Annotated in this window: 16 protein-coding genes; 6 read left to right on the top strand and 10 right to left on the bottom strand. The window is 72.4% G+C overall.

The window, feature by feature from the left end:
• Nucleotides 1-11 precede the first annotated feature (11 nt).
• Both AC3EQ1_RS22090 and AC3EQ1_RS22095 read right to left on the bottom strand, forming a co-directional pair.
• A complete protein-coding gene (locus tag AC3EQ1_RS22090; protein ID WP_432096071.1) occupies nucleotides 12-1,217 on the bottom strand; it encodes a cytidylyltransferase domain-containing protein in 1,206 nt (401 codons plus the stop codon).
• A 194-nt stretch (nucleotides 1,218-1,411) separates the two neighbouring features.
• The gene (locus AC3EQ1_RS22095) at nucleotides 1,412-2,761 is read right to left on the bottom strand and encodes a DUF6716 putative glycosyltransferase (RefSeq protein WP_432096072.1); all 1,350 of its coding nucleotides are present in this window, start codon (nucleotides 2,759-2,761) and stop codon (nucleotides 1,412-1,414) included.
• 187 nt (nucleotides 2,762-2,948) lie between these two features.
• Here AC3EQ1_RS22095 and AC3EQ1_RS22100 point away from each other — a divergent pair, with 187 nt between their 5' ends.
• The 3 genes from AC3EQ1_RS22100 to AC3EQ1_RS22110 are packed head-to-tail and all read left to right on the top strand — an operon-like array spanning nucleotide 2,949 to nucleotide 6,477.
• Complete coding sequence (locus AC3EQ1_RS22100; protein ID WP_432096073.1) at nucleotides 2,949-3,926, top strand: glycosyltransferase family 2 protein; 978 nt, start codon at nucleotides 2,949-2,951, stop codon at nucleotides 3,924-3,926.
• Complete coding sequence (locus AC3EQ1_RS22105; protein ID WP_432096074.1) at nucleotides 3,926-5,320, top strand: polysialyltransferase family glycosyltransferase; 1,395 nt, start codon at nucleotides 3,926-3,928, stop codon at nucleotides 5,318-5,320. The genes AC3EQ1_RS22100 and AC3EQ1_RS22105 overlap by 1 nt, the downstream gene beginning before the upstream one ends.
• A complete protein-coding gene (locus AC3EQ1_RS22110; protein ID WP_432096075.1) occupies nucleotides 5,317-6,477 on the top strand; it encodes an acyltransferase family protein in 1,161 nt (386 codons plus the stop codon). Before AC3EQ1_RS22105 ends, AC3EQ1_RS22110 begins: the two co-directional genes overlap by 4 nt.
• Here the strand turns inward: AC3EQ1_RS22110 and AC3EQ1_RS22115 are convergent.
• Entirely contained in the window at nucleotides 6,440-6,880 is a 441-nt protein-coding gene (locus AC3EQ1_RS22115; protein ID WP_432096076.1) for an ATP-binding protein, read from the bottom strand. The genes AC3EQ1_RS22110 and AC3EQ1_RS22115 overlap by 38 nt on opposite strands.
• Nucleotides 6,881-7,301: 421 nt before the next feature.
• On the opposite strand from AC3EQ1_RS22115, the gene AC3EQ1_RS22120 reads away from it, so the two are divergent.
• Entirely contained in the window at nucleotides 7,302-7,667 is a 366-nt protein-coding gene (locus AC3EQ1_RS22120) for a hypothetical protein (RefSeq protein ID WP_432096077.1), read from the top strand.
• A 76-nt stretch (nucleotides 7,668-7,743) separates the two neighbouring features.
• Here the strand turns inward: AC3EQ1_RS22120 and AC3EQ1_RS22125 are convergent, their stop codons facing one another.
• The 3 genes from AC3EQ1_RS22125 to AC3EQ1_RS22135 form a co-directional block, all read right to left on the bottom strand.
• Nucleotides 7,744-8,406 carry a TetR/AcrR family transcriptional regulator C-terminal domain-containing protein gene (locus AC3EQ1_RS22125; protein WP_432096078.1) on the bottom strand — a complete coding sequence of 221 codons (663 nt, stop codon included), beginning with the start codon at nucleotides 8,404-8,406 and terminating at the stop codon, nucleotides 7,744-7,746.
• Nucleotides 8,407-8,811: 405 nt separating this feature from the next.
• Entirely contained in the window at nucleotides 8,812-9,489 is a 678-nt protein-coding gene (locus AC3EQ1_RS22130; RefSeq protein WP_432096079.1) for a DUF4232 domain-containing protein, read from the bottom strand.
• A 155-nt stretch (nucleotides 9,490-9,644) separates the two neighbouring features.
• Nucleotides 9,645-9,830 (bottom strand): hypothetical protein, encoded by a 186-nt coding sequence (locus tag AC3EQ1_RS22135; protein ID WP_432096080.1) that lies wholly within the window; start codon nucleotides 9,828-9,830, stop codon nucleotides 9,645-9,647.
• Nucleotides 9,831-10,022: 192 nt separating this feature from the next.
• On the opposite strand from AC3EQ1_RS22135, the gene AC3EQ1_RS22140 reads away from it, so the two are divergent.
• Nucleotides 10,023-11,588 carry an FAD-dependent monooxygenase gene (locus tag AC3EQ1_RS22140; RefSeq protein ID WP_432096081.1) on the top strand — a complete coding sequence of 522 codons (1,566 nt, stop codon included), beginning with the start codon at nucleotides 10,023-10,025 and terminating at the stop codon, nucleotides 11,586-11,588.
• On the opposite strand, the gene AC3EQ1_RS22145 is transcribed toward AC3EQ1_RS22140, so the two are convergent.
• From AC3EQ1_RS22145 to AC3EQ1_RS22155, 3 genes are all read right to left on the bottom strand, one after another.
• Entirely contained in the window at nucleotides 11,477-11,875 is a 399-nt protein-coding gene (locus AC3EQ1_RS22145) for a hypothetical protein (RefSeq protein ID WP_432096082.1), read from the bottom strand. The two genes, AC3EQ1_RS22140 and AC3EQ1_RS22145, sit on opposite strands and share 112 nt — an antisense overlap.
• A 186-nt stretch (nucleotides 11,876-12,061) precedes the next feature.
• Complete coding sequence (locus tag AC3EQ1_RS22150) at nucleotides 12,062-13,468, bottom strand: GntP family permease (RefSeq protein ID WP_432096083.1); 1,407 nt, start codon at nucleotides 13,466-13,468, stop codon at nucleotides 12,062-12,064.
• 10 nt (nucleotides 13,469-13,478) lie between these two features.
• Nucleotides 13,479-14,009, bottom strand: coding sequence for a gluconokinase (locus tag AC3EQ1_RS22155; RefSeq protein ID WP_432096084.1), 531 nt, complete (start codon nucleotides 14,007-14,009; stop codon nucleotides 13,479-13,481).
• Nucleotides 14,010-14,174: 165 nt separating this feature from the next.
• On the opposite strand from AC3EQ1_RS22155, the gene AC3EQ1_RS22160 reads away from it, so the two are divergent.
• Entirely contained in the window at nucleotides 14,175-14,882 is a 708-nt protein-coding gene (locus tag AC3EQ1_RS22160; protein ID WP_432096085.1) for a FadR/GntR family transcriptional regulator, read from the top strand.
• Nucleotides 14,883-15,049: 167 nt separating this feature from the next.
• On the opposite strand, the gene leuE is transcribed toward AC3EQ1_RS22160, so the two are convergent.
• Nucleotides 15,050-15,727: a leucine efflux protein LeuE gene (gene leuE / locus AC3EQ1_RS22165; RefSeq protein WP_432096086.1), complete on the bottom strand. Its 678-nt coding sequence runs from the start codon at nucleotides 15,725-15,727 to the stop codon at nucleotides 15,050-15,052.
• Between the last annotated feature and the right edge of the window lie 64 nt (nucleotides 15,728-15,791).

Raw genomic sequence — 15,791 nt, forward strand, 5'->3', positions numbered from 1 at the left:
AGTTCCTTCTTCTAGAGGGAGGGGCCGAGGATCCACGAGGCGATCTCGCGGATCGCGCCGTTTCCTCCGGGGGTGGAGGTGACCGCGCGTGCGGCGCCGCGCACGATGTCGTGCGCACCGGCGACCGCGACGGGCCAGCCGACGAGGCCGAAACACGGCAGGTCGTTCACGTCGTTGCCGACGTAGAGCACCCGCTCCGGCGCGATGCCCTGCTCCTCGCACCACTGCTTGAGTGCGAGGTCCTTCCGGTCGATGCCGTGGAGTACGGGGACCCGCAGCTTGCGGGCCCGTGCGGCGACGACCGGGTTCTGCTCCGTGGACAGGATCAGCAGGCCGAGACCGGAGCGGCGCAGTGCCGCGATCCCGAGCCCGTCGCCGCGGTGCACGGCGACCATTTCCCGTCCGTCGGAGTCGACGAGCACCCTGTCGTCGGTCTGGGTGCCGTCGAAGTCGAGTACCACCGCGTCGATGTCGTCGCGGGTGGGGAGTGCGCCGGGGCGCGGGGCGTCCATCAGGGGCGCGAGCGCGCGGGCGCGGGCCAGGTCGTGCGGGTCGTCGACCTCCAGCACGCGCGCCGGGTCGGTGCGCACCAGGGAGGTGCGGCCGAAGAACCGGTGCCCCGCCTCGCGGAAGCCCGTGGCGTCCATGGCGTACGCGGCGCCGGTCTCCAGCAGGTCCTGCGGCCGGTCCTGGCGGCGCGGGCGGTAGGACTTGTCGTGGTTGACCCCGGCGGCGTCGCCGTCGGCGGCGTCCGCCGGCCCGGCCGTCCCGTCGCCCTCGCGCCAGACGAAGCCGTGGAAGGCGGCGACGGTCAGCGCGCTGTCGGCGCCGTCCTCGGCGACCGCGGCGGCCACCCCGTCGATGTCCTCCCGGGCGAGGAAGGGGCTGGTGCACTGGACGAGCAGCACGGTCCCGACCGCGCGGCCGTGCAGGGCCTCGTGCGCGTCCATCGCGTGCAGCACGGCGGCCTCGCTGGTGGCGGTGTCGCCCGCGATGACGGCCGGGCGCTGCACCACGTCGGCGCCCGCGCCCCGGGCGGCCGCGGCGATGCCCGCGTCGTCGGTGGAGACCACGACGTCGGTGACGATCCGGCTCGCCAGGCACTCGCGGACGGCCCGCACCACCAGGGGCACGCCCCCGACGGCCGCGAGGTTCTTCGCGGGCACGCCCTTCGACCCGCCTCGTGCGGGAATGACGGCCAGCACGGTGGGAGGCATCACGGCTCCTTCGGGGAGTTCGGCGGGCTGCGTCCCGGCAGCCCGGATCGGCGTCGGCGCGGGGCTGCCCGGCGGCGCGGGAGTGGACCGCGGCGGCGCGGTGACCGTGGCGGACGAGGCGGCGGGCGGTGCGGAGCGCGGCACCGGCCCCGCGGCGGCGGCGCGCGACGGCACGGCCGCCCCGGGTATGGCACTCACAGCTGCCCCCAGCGGCGGATCGCGGGCGCCACGCGCTGGACGCCCTGCCGGTAGGCGGTGCGGGCCGCGTCGCGGGCGAAGCCGCGGGTGGCGCGGCGCAGGGCGCCCTCCTCGCGCGGTTCGGCGCTCGCCCCGGGCAGTGGTTCGCCCGTGGGGTCCAGGGCGTGCCGGGCGAGGATGCCGGGGAGGTAGCCGGGCGCCGTGGCGTTCGTGTAATAGGGGCGGATCGGCGGGAGCCCGTCCGCGGCGACCAGTTCGGCCAGCCGGTTCCGCGCGGCGTCGAAGGCCGTCTCGTACGGGCCGTCGGCGGCGACGCCCTGCCGGCCGAGCCAGCCGGCGTCCGCCTCGGGGGTCCGCCCGGCGTCCAGTTCGTCCCAGGAGAGCAGGCAGCCGGACCCGAGGAAGTGGTGGTTGCCCAGCGCCTCGCGGACCCCGAGGTCGGTGAGGACGGCGGTCGGGATGTGCCGGTGCAGCCCCTCCAGCGCGGCGGTGGAGCTGACCGTGACCAGCAGGTCGGTGCGGTCCAGCACCTCCCCCATGTGCCCGTAGACCAGGCGGCAGTTGTCGGGGAGTCCGCCGGGCAGCCGCGCGGCGAGCTTCTGGTAGGGCAGTTCCTCGATGTGCGTGGTGTGCTCGCCGGGCTTGCTGCGCAGCTTGACCAGCACCTCCCGGCCGGGGTGCAGCCGGGCGTGGGTGGCGGCCCGGCGCAGCAGGTAGGTGCGGTCGGCGCGGTTCTCCGGGACGGAGGGCTGGGCGGCGAAGACCACGGTGAAGGGGCGGTCCCCGCGGGCCTGCTCGTCGTGGCGGGCGCCGCCGAGGAAGGGGAGCGCGGTCTCGACGACGCTGTCCGTTCCGGCGTTCACCCCCCGGTAGACGGCGCGGAACCGCTCGGCGTCGTGGCGGGAGTTGGCGAGCACGAGGTCGGCCCCGTGCCGCAGCAGCAGCCCGTCGGCCAGCTTCTCGTAGACGACGCCGACGTAGCCGGTGACGACGACGGGGCGCTTGCGGCGGACCCCGTCCGGGCCTGCCGCGGCGGTCGCCGTCGCGCGGGCCAGTCCGTGCAGCATCGCCTGGACGGCCCCGCCCACACAGGCGAGGACGACGACGTCGTACGCTGAATCCGCGACGGTCCGCAGGAATTCGACGCCGGTGACCTCGCGCAGCGAGTCGGCCCGTACGCCCACTTCGTCGAGCTGACGGGGGGTCGGGGTGGCGCGTCCGCGCAGGAGGTATCCGTCGAGGCGGATGTCCGATACGAGGCGGTTTGCGGTGAGTGCGCCCCATTTCCATCGAGTATCGGAATCGGCGAGCACGGCAACCCGCTGGCGGTGACTGGTTACTGGCACGTCGATGACGCTAGGAAGGCATTTCGAGTCGCGGCCCAACACAGCCGCAACAAAGGGTTAACAGCACATCGCCGAATGGCGAATCGGCCCGTGACGGAAGCCGGTTAACCGATCCGCCATATTTCGTTCACCCGTGAGTTCACCGTAGGTCAAGACTACGGTCGGGGAGCCGCCTACCGTCACCCGGGTGGTTAAGCTCTCCGTCATCGTGCCGTTCTACAACGTGCAGACATACGCGCCCGACACCCTGAGAAGTCTCCGCGCGAACGCCCGGGAGGACTTCGAATTCATTCTCGTCGACGACTGTTCGACGGATGGAACCCCGGAGATCCTCGACCGGGCCGCGCGGGACCTGCCCGGTGCCGTCGTGGTGCGGCACGAGCAGAACGGCGGTCTCGCCACCGCGCGCAACACCGGCCTCGACGCCGCGCGCGGTGAGTACCTGACGTTCCTCGACGGCGACGACTGGCTCGCGCCCGGGTACTACGAGCAACTGCTCGCCGCCATGGAGGACCTGGGCTGCGACTTCGTCCGCACCGACCACGTCCAGTGCACGGCCAGGGCGCGCAGCATCCACCGCGTCCCGCACGGCCGGCGCGGCGTCGTCATGCCGCCGCGCGAGGCGATCCTGCCCGCCGACCGCAGCACCTCCGTCGACTACGCCTACGCCTGGGCCGGCATGTACCACCGGCGGCTCGCCGACGAGGGGCTGCTGCACTTCCGGGACGGGCTGCGCACCGCCGAGGACCGGCCGTGGATCTGGCGGCTGCACCGCGAGGCACGGTCGTTCGCGGTACTCGGCCTGCTCGGCGTCTTCTACCGCCGCGGGGTCGCCTCCTCCCTGACCCAGATCGGCGATGTCCGCCAGCTCGACTTCATTCGCGCATTCGACCAGGTGATCGACGAGACGGCAAAGGATCCGAACGCCGACGCATTGCTCCCGAAAGCCGTGCGCACGTATTGCGCCATCATTTCCCACCACCTCGCCGGTATCGAAAGGTTCGAGCCTGCGGTGGCGCGTAAATTGCGGGCGATGAGCGCCGCCGCATTGAAGCGCATGCCGCAGGACGTTCTGCAGGAGGCCATCGACTCCATGGACGTTCAGCGCGCTTCGCGGCTGCGGCGCGTACGCCGCCGGCCCGTCACCACGGAGGTGGCCGCCTGATGCCCGCCCTCGCACGGAGCCGGCGGAAGACGCAGATCTTCTTCGCCTCCACCCTCTACGGCGCCGCGACCCTGGCCGCCGCCCTCGACGCGGACTGCTTCGGGCCCGCCGACCGCCGGCTGCTGCTGATCAGCAACAACGCCACGACGCCCGAGACGACGCCGTCCGTGGACACCATGCCCGGCTTCGAACGGCTCCGCGGCCGCTTCGACCGGGTGCTCTCCTGGAACGAGACGATCAGCCCGTTCCACCCCGGCGGCTGGTCCCCGCGCCAGGACGACGTCCCGCTCTGGGAGCGTCATCTGCGGCTGCTCTGGGGGCTCGGCGACGACGAGGTCGAACTCGCCGTCGAATCCATCCAGGTCAACCCGTCGCTGGCGCTGACCCAGCTCTTCCCGGGGGCCCCGGTCGACGTCTACGCCGACGGGCTGATGAGCTACGGCCCGACCCGCAACAAGCTCGACCCGCTGGTCGGCACCCGGATCCGGCGGCTGCTCCACCTGGATCTCGTGCCGGGCCTGCGCCCGCTGCTGCTCACCGAGTTCGGCGTCGAGCCGGAGGTCGTCCCCACCGACGTCTTCACCGCCGTCCTCGCCGAACTCGCCGAGGACCAGGCCGGCGGCGAGACCCTGCCGGAGCCGACGGCCCCCGCACTGCTCCTCGGCCAGTACCTGTCGGCCCTGGACATCCTCACCCCCGAGGAGGAGGAACAGCTGCATGTGACGATGCTGCGCGGCGCCGCCGAACTGGGCCATCACAACATCGTGTTCAAGCCGCACCCCACCGCTCCCGCCCGCTGGTCGCGCGTGCTGGAGAAGGAGGCCGGCGAGCTGGGCGTCCGGCTGACCGTGCTCGACACCCCGGTGCTCGCCGAGGTGCTGTACCAGCGGATGCGGCCCGCGCTCGTCGTCGGCTGCTTCTCCACCGCGCTCCTCACCGCGAGCGCGTTCTACGGCCTCCCGGTGGCCCGCGCCGGCACCGACCTGCTGCTGGAGCGGCTCAGCCCGTACCAGAACAGCAACCGCGTCCCGGTCACCGTGGTCGACGCGCTGCTGCCGGAGATCACCGACGCGGCCGCCGTCACCGGCTGGACCTCCCCGTCCCGCGAGGAGGTCGCGGACCGCCTCACCGGGCTGGTCGCCGCCGTCGGCTACGCCATGCAGTCGCAGATCTACCCCGGCCTGCGGGCCGAGGCGGAGCGCTTCCTGGCCACCCGGCTCGACACCCGCACCTGGCGCTACTTCAAGCGCCGCCGGCTGACCTCGCTGGCGCTGCCCGGGGCGATCCCGTCCCAGCTCGCCTTCCTGCCGCGGAACGCCGCGGTCCGCCGGGTCGCGCGCCGGGCCCGCGCCGTGCAGCGACGCCTGGTGAAGAAGAAAGCCGCGTTCGGATGACGGCTCCGGCCGGCACCACGCTCCCGAAGCCCTCACCGGGAGCGCCCGCGCCGCGGGAACGGCCCGCGGCGCGCACGATATCCAGCGCGCCCCGGGGCGCGCGGCTGCGCGCCCTCGACGGACTGCGGCTGATAGCCGCCCTGATGGTCGCCTGCTACCACTTCGGCGGCCGGGACGGCGAGATCGGCGAGGCCTGGGGCAGCTCCCCCGCCGTCCAGTTCCCCACCGCCTCCCAGGTCTTCGCCTACGGCTGTCTGGGCGTCCAGATCTTCTTCGTCATCAGCGGCTTCGTGATCTGCATGAGCGGCTGGGGCCGGCCGCTGCGCGCGTTCTTCGCCTCCCGCGTCTCGCGCCTCTTCCCCGCCTACTGGGCGGCGATCATCCTGGTCACGGCGGTGTTCGCGCTCCCCTGGGTGACATACGAGGCGGTGTCGCCGAGCGACGCCCTGACCAACCTGACGATGCTGCAGATGCCGCTGGGCGTCGACCGGGTGCTCGGCGTCTGCTGGACCCTCTGGGCGGAGCTGCGCTTCTACGCCCTGTTCGCGCTCTGCGTCATCCTCCCCGGCGCCAACCGGCAGCGCATCGTGCTGTTCTGCGCGGTGTGGACCCTGGCGGCGGCGGTGGCCGAGGCCGCCAACGAGCCGCTGCTCGACCTGGTGCTGATGCCCGAGTACGCGCCGTTCTTCATCGGCGGCATCGGCCTGTACCTGCTCCACCTCGACCGGCGTGACATGACCGCGTGGGGAATCGTTACGGCAAGCTGGCTGATCGGTCAGCACTACGCCGTCGACCGCCTCTGGCACCCGGCGGACCCGGAGTTCTTCTCCTACCGCCCCTCGCTGGGCATCGTCGCCGTGGTCACCCTGGGCTTCGTCGCCGTCGGCGCGGTGGCCCTGGGGCACCTCCGCTGGGCGAACTGGCCCTGGCTGACCGTGGCCGGCGCGCTGACCTACCCGTTCTACCTGGTGCACGAGCACCTCGGCTGGGTGACGGTGCACGTGCTGCACCGGACGCTCGGGCTGCCCGCCTACGCCACCCTGCCGCTGGCCATCGCCGCGATGCTGGGGACGGCGTGGCTGCTGTACCGGTGGGTGGAGACTCCGCTGACCCCGCGGATCAAACGGGCACTGGCGCCACCGCGACGGGGAGCGTGAACCACACGCCCTTGCCCTGGGCGCCGCCCAGCCCCATCGGCGCGCCCAGCGCCGTGCCCCAGCGGCCGTGGGTGAGGACGTCCACCAGGTGCAGCCCGCGCCCGCTCTCCCCGTCGGCCGTGGCGGGACGCCGGGTGACCGGCTCGGCCGTCCCGTCGTACACCGTGACCCGGACGTCGGCCGCCTCGATCGCCAGCCAGAGCAGCGAACCGAGGCCGCGGGCGTGCAGATAGGCGTTGGTCACCAGCTCGGACGTGCAGAGCATCGCCGTGTCGACGAGATGGTCAAGCCGCTCCGAGCGGAGCACCGTGGCCACGAAGTCGCGGGCGACCAGCGGGGAGGTGCACAGCGGCGGGCAGTAGAGGGTGTACGAGTGGGGTACGTCCGCGACGGCGGTGCGCATGGGCAAACGCCTCTCGTGAAGGTGCGACTGCGGCAAGCGGAACGCAGACGCTACCCCAAGTGAGCATGGCTCGACAGAGAGTAAGGAAACATCTCACCCGGTCCGCCCCAGCGCACGGAAGCGATCACGGGGAGCACGCGGGGAGTCCGGGTGCTGGGGCGGGGTGGCGAGGTGGCGGCGGGCGGCCGAGCGAGCCCGGCCACCACAGCCCCGGCCGTTCGACCGGCACGCCCGAGACTGCGCCGATCTCGCCCCGGAGCGGTTGGCGGCAGCGAAGGCGGTGACGCCCCGGGGTCGTGACGGCCGCCCGTAAACTCCGTTATCTGTGCGACGAGTTCGGCCCCCTGAGCCGGGACCACCGCGTGGCGGAGCTGGGGGAAGAGATCGCCGCTCTGAACACGCCGTGACGAGAGGGGTAGCCATGTCGCAGACCGATGGTGCACGACTGTTCCGGGAATCCTGGATCGCAGGTGTCCAGCAGCACTTCCCCGGCGAGCCGAAGGCCGGCTACGTGACTCCGTGGGACGACACGCCGCAGTGGGAGCGAGAGGCCGCGGGCTCCGTCTACGAGCAGGTCCGCCAGTTCGTGGAGATCAGCGGAGGCACCACGGCCCGGCTGTCCCGCGAGCAGAAGAGCCGCTTCGTCGCGACCTGCTGGACCGCCCAGATGTTCAAGCACTTCGACGACCCGAAGCCCGGCTACGTGGCGGACTGGCCTGACCTCCCGCCCTGGCAGCAGGAGACCGACGCGGACATCTTCGAAGCGATCGAGAAGGCGCTGGGCTGACCCTGGCCGAACCGGCTCCGCAGGAAGCCCATGGAAGCCTACGCCCTCGCCGTAGACACCGGCCCGGGCCCGGCTCTCACGACCCGGACGGGCCCCCTCCGCCCCGCACCTGCTCGACCCCCGCGAGGACGATCCGCAGGCCCGCTTCGAAGCGCTCCTCGTAACCGGTGAAGAAGTGCTCCCCGGCCGCCGCGGCCAGCGGGTAGTCCGGGCCGATGCCCGCGGCGCGCTCGGCCGGGTCGTACCGGGGGTCGCGTTCGCCCGGCTCCGGGTACACCGCCTGCTCCTCGATCACGAAGCCGATGGTGAAGGCGTAGGACGTGAAGTACGCCTGCGTCGCCTCCGCCACGGTGAACCCGGCCCCGACCAGGGCCTGCAGGTGTTTCTCGAGGTAGGGGTCGTGGTCCCGGCCGGTGTAGCGGGTGCCGCTGAAGACCTTGGCGCCCTCCCGGTAGCGGAGCAGTCCGCGGCGCAGCGCGCGACAGGACGCGCCGATCTGCTCCTGCCAGCTCGCCCCGGCCGGCCAGGCCTCCGGGGGCTCCACCATGCGCCGGAACATCTCGGTGGCCATCTCGTCGAGCAGTTCCTGCTTGTTCTTGAAGTGCCAGTAGAGCGCGGGCGCCTGCACGTTCAGCTCCTTGGCGATCCGACGCAGCGTCAGGCCGTTGAGCCCCAGCTCGTTCAGCAGCCGCAGCGCGGTGTCCACCACCTGTGCCCGGTCCAGTCGCGTCGTCGCCATCCGGCCATTCTCCCTGTCAGCACCACCGGCCCTTGACGATGTAACGCCATTAAGGCCGGCCTCGGAAAATGGAGCTTAACAACGTTAAGGCTCTCCGGCTCACGGGGACGGGCTGCAGCCCCGGACCTGGGAGGTCTTCGACGATCTCGGGATCATCGACGCGGCGCACGCGGTGGGCGGCCCGATCACGACGGGGCGGTGGCGGTCGAACGGCGGAGCGCCGTACCGGAGGGCGTCCTGCGGGCCGGCGACCGGGCCCCGGACACCCCGCTGCCGGACGGCTCACGCCGGTTCGACCTCTTCCGCGGACCCCACTTCGACGGCCGCCTCGTCGGCACCGGCCCATCCCTCACCCCGACGGCTTCACGAGTTCAGGCTCAGTGGCCACCGGGCCGGCCGCGCCCCCTACTTGGTCGTGTGCGTGGGGTAGACCTGGACATCGGTGTAGGCGCCCTTGATCTCTCCCGCGCCCGCGGGCCACTTCAGGCTCACGGTGTGGGTCTCGTTGGGGGGCGTCACCAGGATGTTGGTCGGGTGCGCCAGGCTGTCGCCGGTGCTGTCGATGTCGTAGGCGAGGTTGAAGACAGCGGCGTCGCCGGGCTTCAGGGTGGTGATACGCGGCTGGGCGTGGCCGCGCTCGATGGGGTTCGAGGTGTTGTCGGCGTCCTTGATGTCGACGCCCGCGAAGCCCGTCGCCGAGCAGGTGGCCGAACCCCGGTTGACCATGGTGATGTCGATCCTGCCGGAGGCCTCGTCGGTCGCGGCGTCCCGGGCGTCGATGGCCAGGTCCTGCGTCCTGCAGAACTTGACCTTGCCGCCGGTCCCCGTCGCGCCGTTCGCGGCGCCGGCGCGGGCCTCGGTGTCCTGTCCGGAACCCGGCTTCGCGTCGTCGGCCGTCGACTTCGAGCTGTCGGAGGCCGAGCCGCTCTCCGCCGTCGAGCCGTCTTCCGAGGACGAAGAAGACGAGGAAGAGGAGCCCTTGGAGGACGAGACCTTCCCGGAGCCATTGCCGCCACAGGCGGTGAGCGAGAGGGAGGCGGCGACGCCGACGGCGGCGAGAGCGGCGATGCGGGTGTACTTCATGGCGTTCCCCCAGAAGAAGCGCGGTGCGTGCGGTCTGAAGTATTTGTATCCCGCACCGAGTTACAGGCGGTCCTCCGCGGCGTCTTCGTTCTGTCACAGCGGCCGACGCAGCAGAACACCGGACTCCTCGGCCACGACCTCGCCGGCCTGCGCATTCAGGTTCCGAGGAACGCCGTCATGCCGTGCTCACGGCATGACGGCACCAACTCTCTTCTCAGCCCCGGCGCATGCGCTTCCTTCCGGTCGCCGACGACGGCGACAGCGACGGCGACGGCGACGGCGACGGCGACGTCGACGTCAGGGGCCGCCAGCGGGCGCCGGCGGGCCGTCGGCCGACCCATCCCCGGGGTGGTCGCGAAGCAGGCCCGCGGCCTCTACCGGGGCGGCGCGAGGCTGGGCCTGTCCGCCTTCGCCGTCCTTCGCCGTCATCGCCGTCACCGTCACCGTCCGACAAACCCTCCCGTGAACCACCGAAATCGCGGTCCACGCCCCGCCCTTGACAACTTAACAACGTTAAGGCGATCCTCTGAGGCATGGAACTTAACAACGTTAAGCACGCGGACGTTCTGATCGCCGGAGCCGGGCCGACCGGCCTCGCGCTCGCCTGTGACCTGACGCGGCGGGGGATACGGGCCCGGATCGTCGAGCGGGCCGCGGCGCTGTTCCCCGGATCGCGGGGGAAGGGGCTGCAGCCCCGCACGCTGGAGGTCCTGGACGATCTCGGCGTCATCGAGGCGGCGTACGCGACGGGCGGCCCGCTGCCGCCGATGGTGACGTGGACGGACGGGCGGCGGGGGGACGAGTGGGACATGATCCCGCGGGGCGAGCCGACACCCACCGCGCCCTACGGCGAGGCGCTGATGCTGCCGCAGTGGCGTACGCAGGAGATCCTGTACACCCGGCTGCGGGAGCTCGGCGGGGAGGTCCACTTCTCCACCGGACTCACCGGCTTCACCCAGGACGCCGACGGCGTCACCGCCACCCTCACCCGCGCGGACGGCTCGGTGGAAAATGTCCGCGCCGCCTACCTCATCGCGGCCGACGGCGGACGCAGCACCGTCCGCAAGGCCCTGGGCATCGGCATGACCGGCGAGACCGTCGATCCGGAACCCATGCTGGTGGCGGACGTCCGGGCGGACGGCATCGACCGGCTCAACTGGCACGTCTGGCCGCACTCGCCCGCCGGGGTCCTCATGATGTGCCCGCTCGCGGGGACCGACACGTTCCAGATCTACGCCCGGTACTCGGACGGCTCGGCACCGGACCTGTCACCGGAGGGCATCCGGGCCGTGGTCGCCGAGCGCACCCATCTCGCGGAGGGGAACATCCACGAGGTGCTGTGGGCCTCGGACTTCCGGGCCCGCGCCGCCATGGCGGACCACTTCCGCTCCGGCCGGGTCTTCCTCGCCGGCGACGCCGCCCACATCCACTCCCCCGCGGGTGCCCAGGGGCTCAACACCAGCGTGCAGGACGCCTACAACCTCGGCTGGAAACTCGGCCTCGTCCTCCAGGGCCTCGCCGGGCCGGAACTGCTCGACACCTACGAGGAGGAACGGATCCCGATCGCCGCCGGCGTGCTCGGCATCAGCACGGACATCCACCGGGCCATGCTGTCCGCGCCCCGCGACGTGATGCCCCGACGCGACGCCGGGACCCAGCAGTTGGGGCTGGGCTACCGGGACGGATCACTGGCGGTCGAGCGGCGGAGCGCCCTGCCGGAGGGCGCGCTGCGGGCCGGCGACCGGGCGCCGGACGCCCCGCTGCCGGACGGTTCACGCCTGTTCGACCTCTTCCGCGGACCCCACTTCACCCTCCTCGCCTTCGGGACGGCCGAACTCCCGCCCGTCGACGGGGCGACGATCCACGCCCACCGCGTACCGGCCGACGCGCCGATCGCCCGCGAGGCCTACGCCGAGCACGGCCTCTTCCTCATCCGGCCCGACGGCTACGTGGCCCTGGCCACGCACGACCCGTCCGACCTCGCCGCTCACCCGGCCTGGCCGGCGGCACCGTCCGCCCGGGGCGCGTCCCGCTCGGCGTCCCAGGGCACCCAGGGCAGCGCCTCCCGCCAGCCGGCGCGTCCGAAGGCCCAGGCCTGAAGGACCGGGGCGACGATGTCGCAGCCGCCGAGGCCGAACGGCTCGGTCACCACGGCCCGGTGGTGCGTCTCGGGGCCGCCCGAGCGGTACTCGACGAGGCAGCTCATGTCCTCGTTGAGATGGACCTGCATGTAGTGGTCCCCGGGCCCGGGGGCGTCGAGCCGGTCGACGACCACGAAGCAGTGACGCAGATTCATATCGGCGAGCAGGTCGTGGAGCCGGTCCTCGGACGGATCGTCCCAGGTCGTCCCGCACCACTCGTGGGCGCGCAGTCTCGGCTTCGTCATGCGGCGACGGTAGCGGGGCGGCGAACGTCACGGCGCCGCGGCCCCCTCGGGACGGGGGGCCACGGCGCCGGAGGTCGGGGGGCCCGAGACGGTCGCGAACCGGTGCCCGCGACGGTCGCGGGGACGGCCGCGCGGCCGGATCGAAGCGTCCGGACCCGGCCCCCGCCCGCTCCCGCGGGACCGGAATTACGGCAGGACCAGCGAGAGCAGCAGGATGAAGCCGATGCCGACCACCGAGATGACGGTCTCCATCACCGACCAGGTCTTGAACGTCTGGCCGACGCTCATCCCGAAGTACTCCTTCACCAGCCAGAAGCCTGCGTCGTTCACATGGCTGAAGAAGAGGGAGCCCGCCCCGATCGCCAGGACCAGCAGGGCCACCTGCGGGGTGCTCATATCGGCCGCGAGCGGGCCGACCAGCCCGGCGGCGGAGATGGTGGCCACCGTCGCCGACCCCGTCGCCAGCCGGATGCCGACCGCGATCAGCCAGGCGAGCAGCAGCGCGGAGACCGACCAGTCCCGGGAGAACTCCAGGATCATCTGCCCGACGCCGCAGTCGATCAGCGTCTGCTTGAAGCCGCCGCCGGCGCCGACGATCAGCAGGATCCCGGCGATCGGCACCAGCGACTTCTCCACCGTCGTGGCCAGCCGGTCCCTGCCGAAGCCGGCCGCCCGGCCGAGGGTGAACATCCCGACGATCACGGCCGCGAGCAGGGCGATCAGCGGGGAGCCGAGGACGTCGGTGACCCGCTGGACGTGGTCCTCGGGGTCGTCGACGACGATGTCCACCAGCGCCTTGACCAGCATCAGGGCGACCGGGAGCAGCACGGTCGCGACCGTGGCGGGGAAGCTCGGGCGCCGCTCCAGGGTCTCCGAGGGGCGCTCCGGAACCAGGCCCTCGGGCGGGGTGACGTCCACCCAGCGGGCGGCGTACCGGGAGAACACCGGGCCGGCGATGACCACGGTCGGCACGGCGACCAGGACCCCGAGGGCGAGGGTGACGCCGAGGTCGGCGCCGACGGCGTCGATGGCGGCGAGCGGGCCGGGGTGCGGCGGGACGAGGCCGTGCATCACGGACAGGCCGGCCAGGGCCGGGATGCCGATGCGCATCAGGGAGTAGTGGCCGCGCTTGGCGACGAGCAGCACCACCGGGATCAGCAGCACGATGCCGACCTCGAAGAAGAGCGGCAGACCGATGATCCCCGCGATCAGTGCCATCGCCCAGGGTATGGAGCGTTCGCTCGCCCGGGCCAGGATGGTGTCGACGATCTGGTCCGCCCCGCCGGAGTCGGCGAGCAGCTTGCCGAGGATCGCGCCGAGGGCGATGAGCACCCCGACACCCGCGACCGTGTCGCCGAGGCCCGTGGTGAAGCTTTCGGTCACCTTGTCGAGGGGGGCCGCCGCGACGGCGCCGAGGACCAGGGAGCCGATGGTCAGGGCGAGGAAGGCGTGCACCTTCCAGCGGGTGATGAGCAGGACGATGACGGCGATGCCGACGAGGACGGCGAGGCCCAGCTGCGCATGGCCCGCCGAGGTGATCGGCTCGACGGGGTCCGCTGCTGCCAGTATCTCCACGCTGAGACGACCGGTCACGGCGATTCCTTTACGGGTGGGTGACGGGGGTGGGGGCCGGACACCGCGCCAGGGCGGCGACCGCCTGTGCGGTGACGGACGCCGGATCCGCGGTGACGGGGACGGCGGTTCCGCACTCGTCCGCCTGGAGCGGCTCCAGGGCGGCGAACTGCGAATCGAGCAGAGCACCGGGCATGAAGTGGTCCCGGCGCCCGTCCAGGCGCTCGGCGATCAGCGAGCGCTCGCCCGTGAGGTGGAGGAAGCAGAGGCCGGGGGCGGCGGCCCGCAGCCGGTCGCGGTAGGTGCGCTTGAGGGCGGAGCAGCTGACCACGCCGCCGAGGCCGGTGCGGCCGCGGGCCCAGGCGCCGATCGCGTCGAGCCAGGGCGCGCGGTCGGCGTCGTCGAGCGGGGTGCCGCCGGACATCTTGGCGATGTTGGCGGGCGGATGGAAGCCGTCCGCCTCGGCGTACGGCACGCCGAGCTCGGCGGCCAGGGCCTGGCCGACGGTGGATTTGCCCGTACCGGACACACCCATGACGACCACGACGTGGGGGGCGTTCATCTGCGGAACCTCGCTGTCCTCTGCGACCTCGACGCGCCCCACACTCAAACTCATAGGTACGACGTATTCAAGAGTTCGCACGCTAAAAGTCATACTTAATTGAGGTCACGGTCCGGCGCGTAGGCTGACTTCCGCACAGGGGGCGGCCGGAGAGACGGGAAGACCATGGAGAGCCAGGGCCGGGAACGGGGACTGCACGCACGGCTGTTGGCGTCCCTCGGTCCCGCGATCACGGCGGGCGAGTACCCGGCGGGGACCGTACTGCGCACCGACGAGCTGGAGGAGCGCTTCGACGTCTCCCGCACCGTGGTCCGCGAGGCGATCCGGGTCCTGGAGTCGATGCACCTGGTGCAGTCGCGGCGCCGGGTCGGGGTGAGAGTCCTCCCGGCGGACCAGTGGAACGTCTACGACCCGCAGGTCATCCGGTGGCGGCTGGCCGGCGCCGACCGGGCGCGCCAGCTGCGGTCGCTGACGGTGCTGCGCTCGGCGGTCGAACCGGTCGCCGCCGGGCTGGCCGCCGGACTCGCCTCCCCCGAGCAGTGCGCCGAGCTCACCCGGCACGCCCTGGGCATGGTGGCGACCTCACGCGGGCAGCAGCTGGACGCCTATCTGGTGCACGACGTGGCGTTCCACCGGGTCGTGCTGCAGGCCTCGGGCAACGAGATGTTCGCCCGGCTCGGCGATGTGGTGGCGGAGGTGCTGACCGGCCGCACCGAACACCAGGTGATGTTCACCGACCCCGACCCGGCCGCGGTCACCCTGCACGTCCAGGTGGCGGAGGCGGTGCGGGCCCGGGACGCGGCCCGTGCCGAGCGGCTCACCCGGGAGATCACCGTCGGTGCGATGGCCGAGCTGGACGTCCTCGCGCCGTGAGCCCCGGCCCCCGCCGCACCCGCCGCTGAGGGGATGGCACCCGCCCGGGCGGCACCACCAGGGCGGGGCGTCGGCTCGCCCCGGTGGTGCCGCGGCGGGGCGTCGGCTCGCGCACGACGGCCGGCGGACGGGCCACCGGCCCGCACACCACGACCGCCGGACGGGCCCTAACCCGCGCTCGACATCGACAGCTTCGCCGCGAAGCCGAGGAAGAGCGCCCCCGCCGCCGAGGTCGCCCCCGCCGCGAGCCGCTTGCGGCGGCGGAACTGCGCCGCCACCCGGCTGCCGCCGAATATCAGCGCGGTCAGATACAGGAACGAGAACAGCGTGGCCAGCGTGCCGAGCAGCAGGAACGACAGCGCCGGGTGCGCGTAACCGGGGTCGACGAACTGCACGAAGAAGGAGACGAAGAAGAGGATCGCCTTCGGGTTGAGCAGGCTGATCACCAGGGCCCGGCGGTACGGCCGCTCCACCGCCTCCGTGCCCTCCCCGGATGCGGCGGCGGGGTCAGGACCGGCGCTCTCGGCCGGGCGCTCGTGCCGGGCGCGCCACATGCTCCACGCGGCCCGCAGCATGCCGATCGCCAGCCAGGTCAGATAGCCGGCGCCCGCGTACTTCACGATGCCGTAGAGCATGGCGTTGGCCTGGAGGAGCGAGGCCACGCCGGCCGCGGAGAGCACCATCAGCACGGCGTCGCCGCAGAAGACGCCGCACGCGGCGCGGTAGCCGGTGCGCACACCGCGCCGTGCCGCGACCGATATCACGTAGAGCGAGTTCGGCCCGGGCAACAGGATGATCAGTACGAGTCCGGCGAGATACGTCGGGAGGTCGGTCACGCCCAGCATGGCCCGGAGTCTGGCACAGGCCTCCGACAATTCGCTCAGTCGTCCACATGCCAGAAGCTCCGGC

The organism is Streptomyces sp. bgisy100, assembly GCF_057709105.1.

Coding starts and splice junctions, on each gene's coding strand:
- AC3EQ1_RS22090 (WP_432096071.1), bottom strand. CDS start 1,217: ATGCCTCCCACCGTGCTGGCCGTCATTCCCGCACGAGGCGGGTCGAAG.
- AC3EQ1_RS22105 (WP_432096074.1), top strand. CDS start 3,926: ATGCCCGCCCTCGCACGGAGCCGGCGGAAGACGCAGATCTTCTTCGCC.
- AC3EQ1_RS22110 (WP_432096075.1), top strand. CDS start 5,317: ATGACGGCTCCGGCCGGCACCACGCTCCCGAAGCCCTCACCGGGAGCG.
- AC3EQ1_RS22115 (WP_432096076.1), bottom strand. CDS start 6,880: ATGCGCACCGCCGTCGCGGACGTACCCCACTCGTACACCCTCTACTGC.
- AC3EQ1_RS22120 (WP_432096077.1), top strand. CDS start 7,302: ATGTCGCAGACCGATGGTGCACGACTGTTCCGGGAATCCTGGATCGCA.
- AC3EQ1_RS22125 (WP_432096078.1), bottom strand. CDS start 8,406: ATGGCGACGACGCGACTGGACCGGGCACAGGTGGTGGACACCGCGCTG.
- AC3EQ1_RS22130 (WP_432096079.1), bottom strand. CDS start 9,489: ATGAAGTACACCCGCATCGCCGCTCTCGCCGCCGTCGGCGTCGCCGCC.
- AC3EQ1_RS22135 (WP_432096080.1), bottom strand. CDS start 9,830: ATGGGTCGGCCGACGGCCCGCCGGCGCCCGCTGGCGGCCCCTGACGTC.
- AC3EQ1_RS22140 (WP_432096081.1), top strand. CDS start 10,023: ATGGAACTTAACAACGTTAAGCACGCGGACGTTCTGATCGCCGGAGCC.
- AC3EQ1_RS22145 (WP_432096082.1), bottom strand. CDS start 11,875: ATGACGAAGCCGAGACTGCGCGCCCACGAGTGGTGCGGGACGACCTGG.
- AC3EQ1_RS22155 (WP_432096084.1), bottom strand. CDS start 14,009: ATGAACGCCCCCCACGTCGTGGTCGTCATGGGTGTGTCCGGTACGGGC.
- AC3EQ1_RS22160 (WP_432096085.1), top strand. CDS start 14,175: ATGGAGAGCCAGGGCCGGGAACGGGGACTGCACGCACGGCTGTTGGCG.
- leuE (WP_432096086.1), bottom strand. CDS start 15,727: ATGCTGGGCGTGACCGACCTCCCGACGTATCTCGCCGGACTCGTACTG.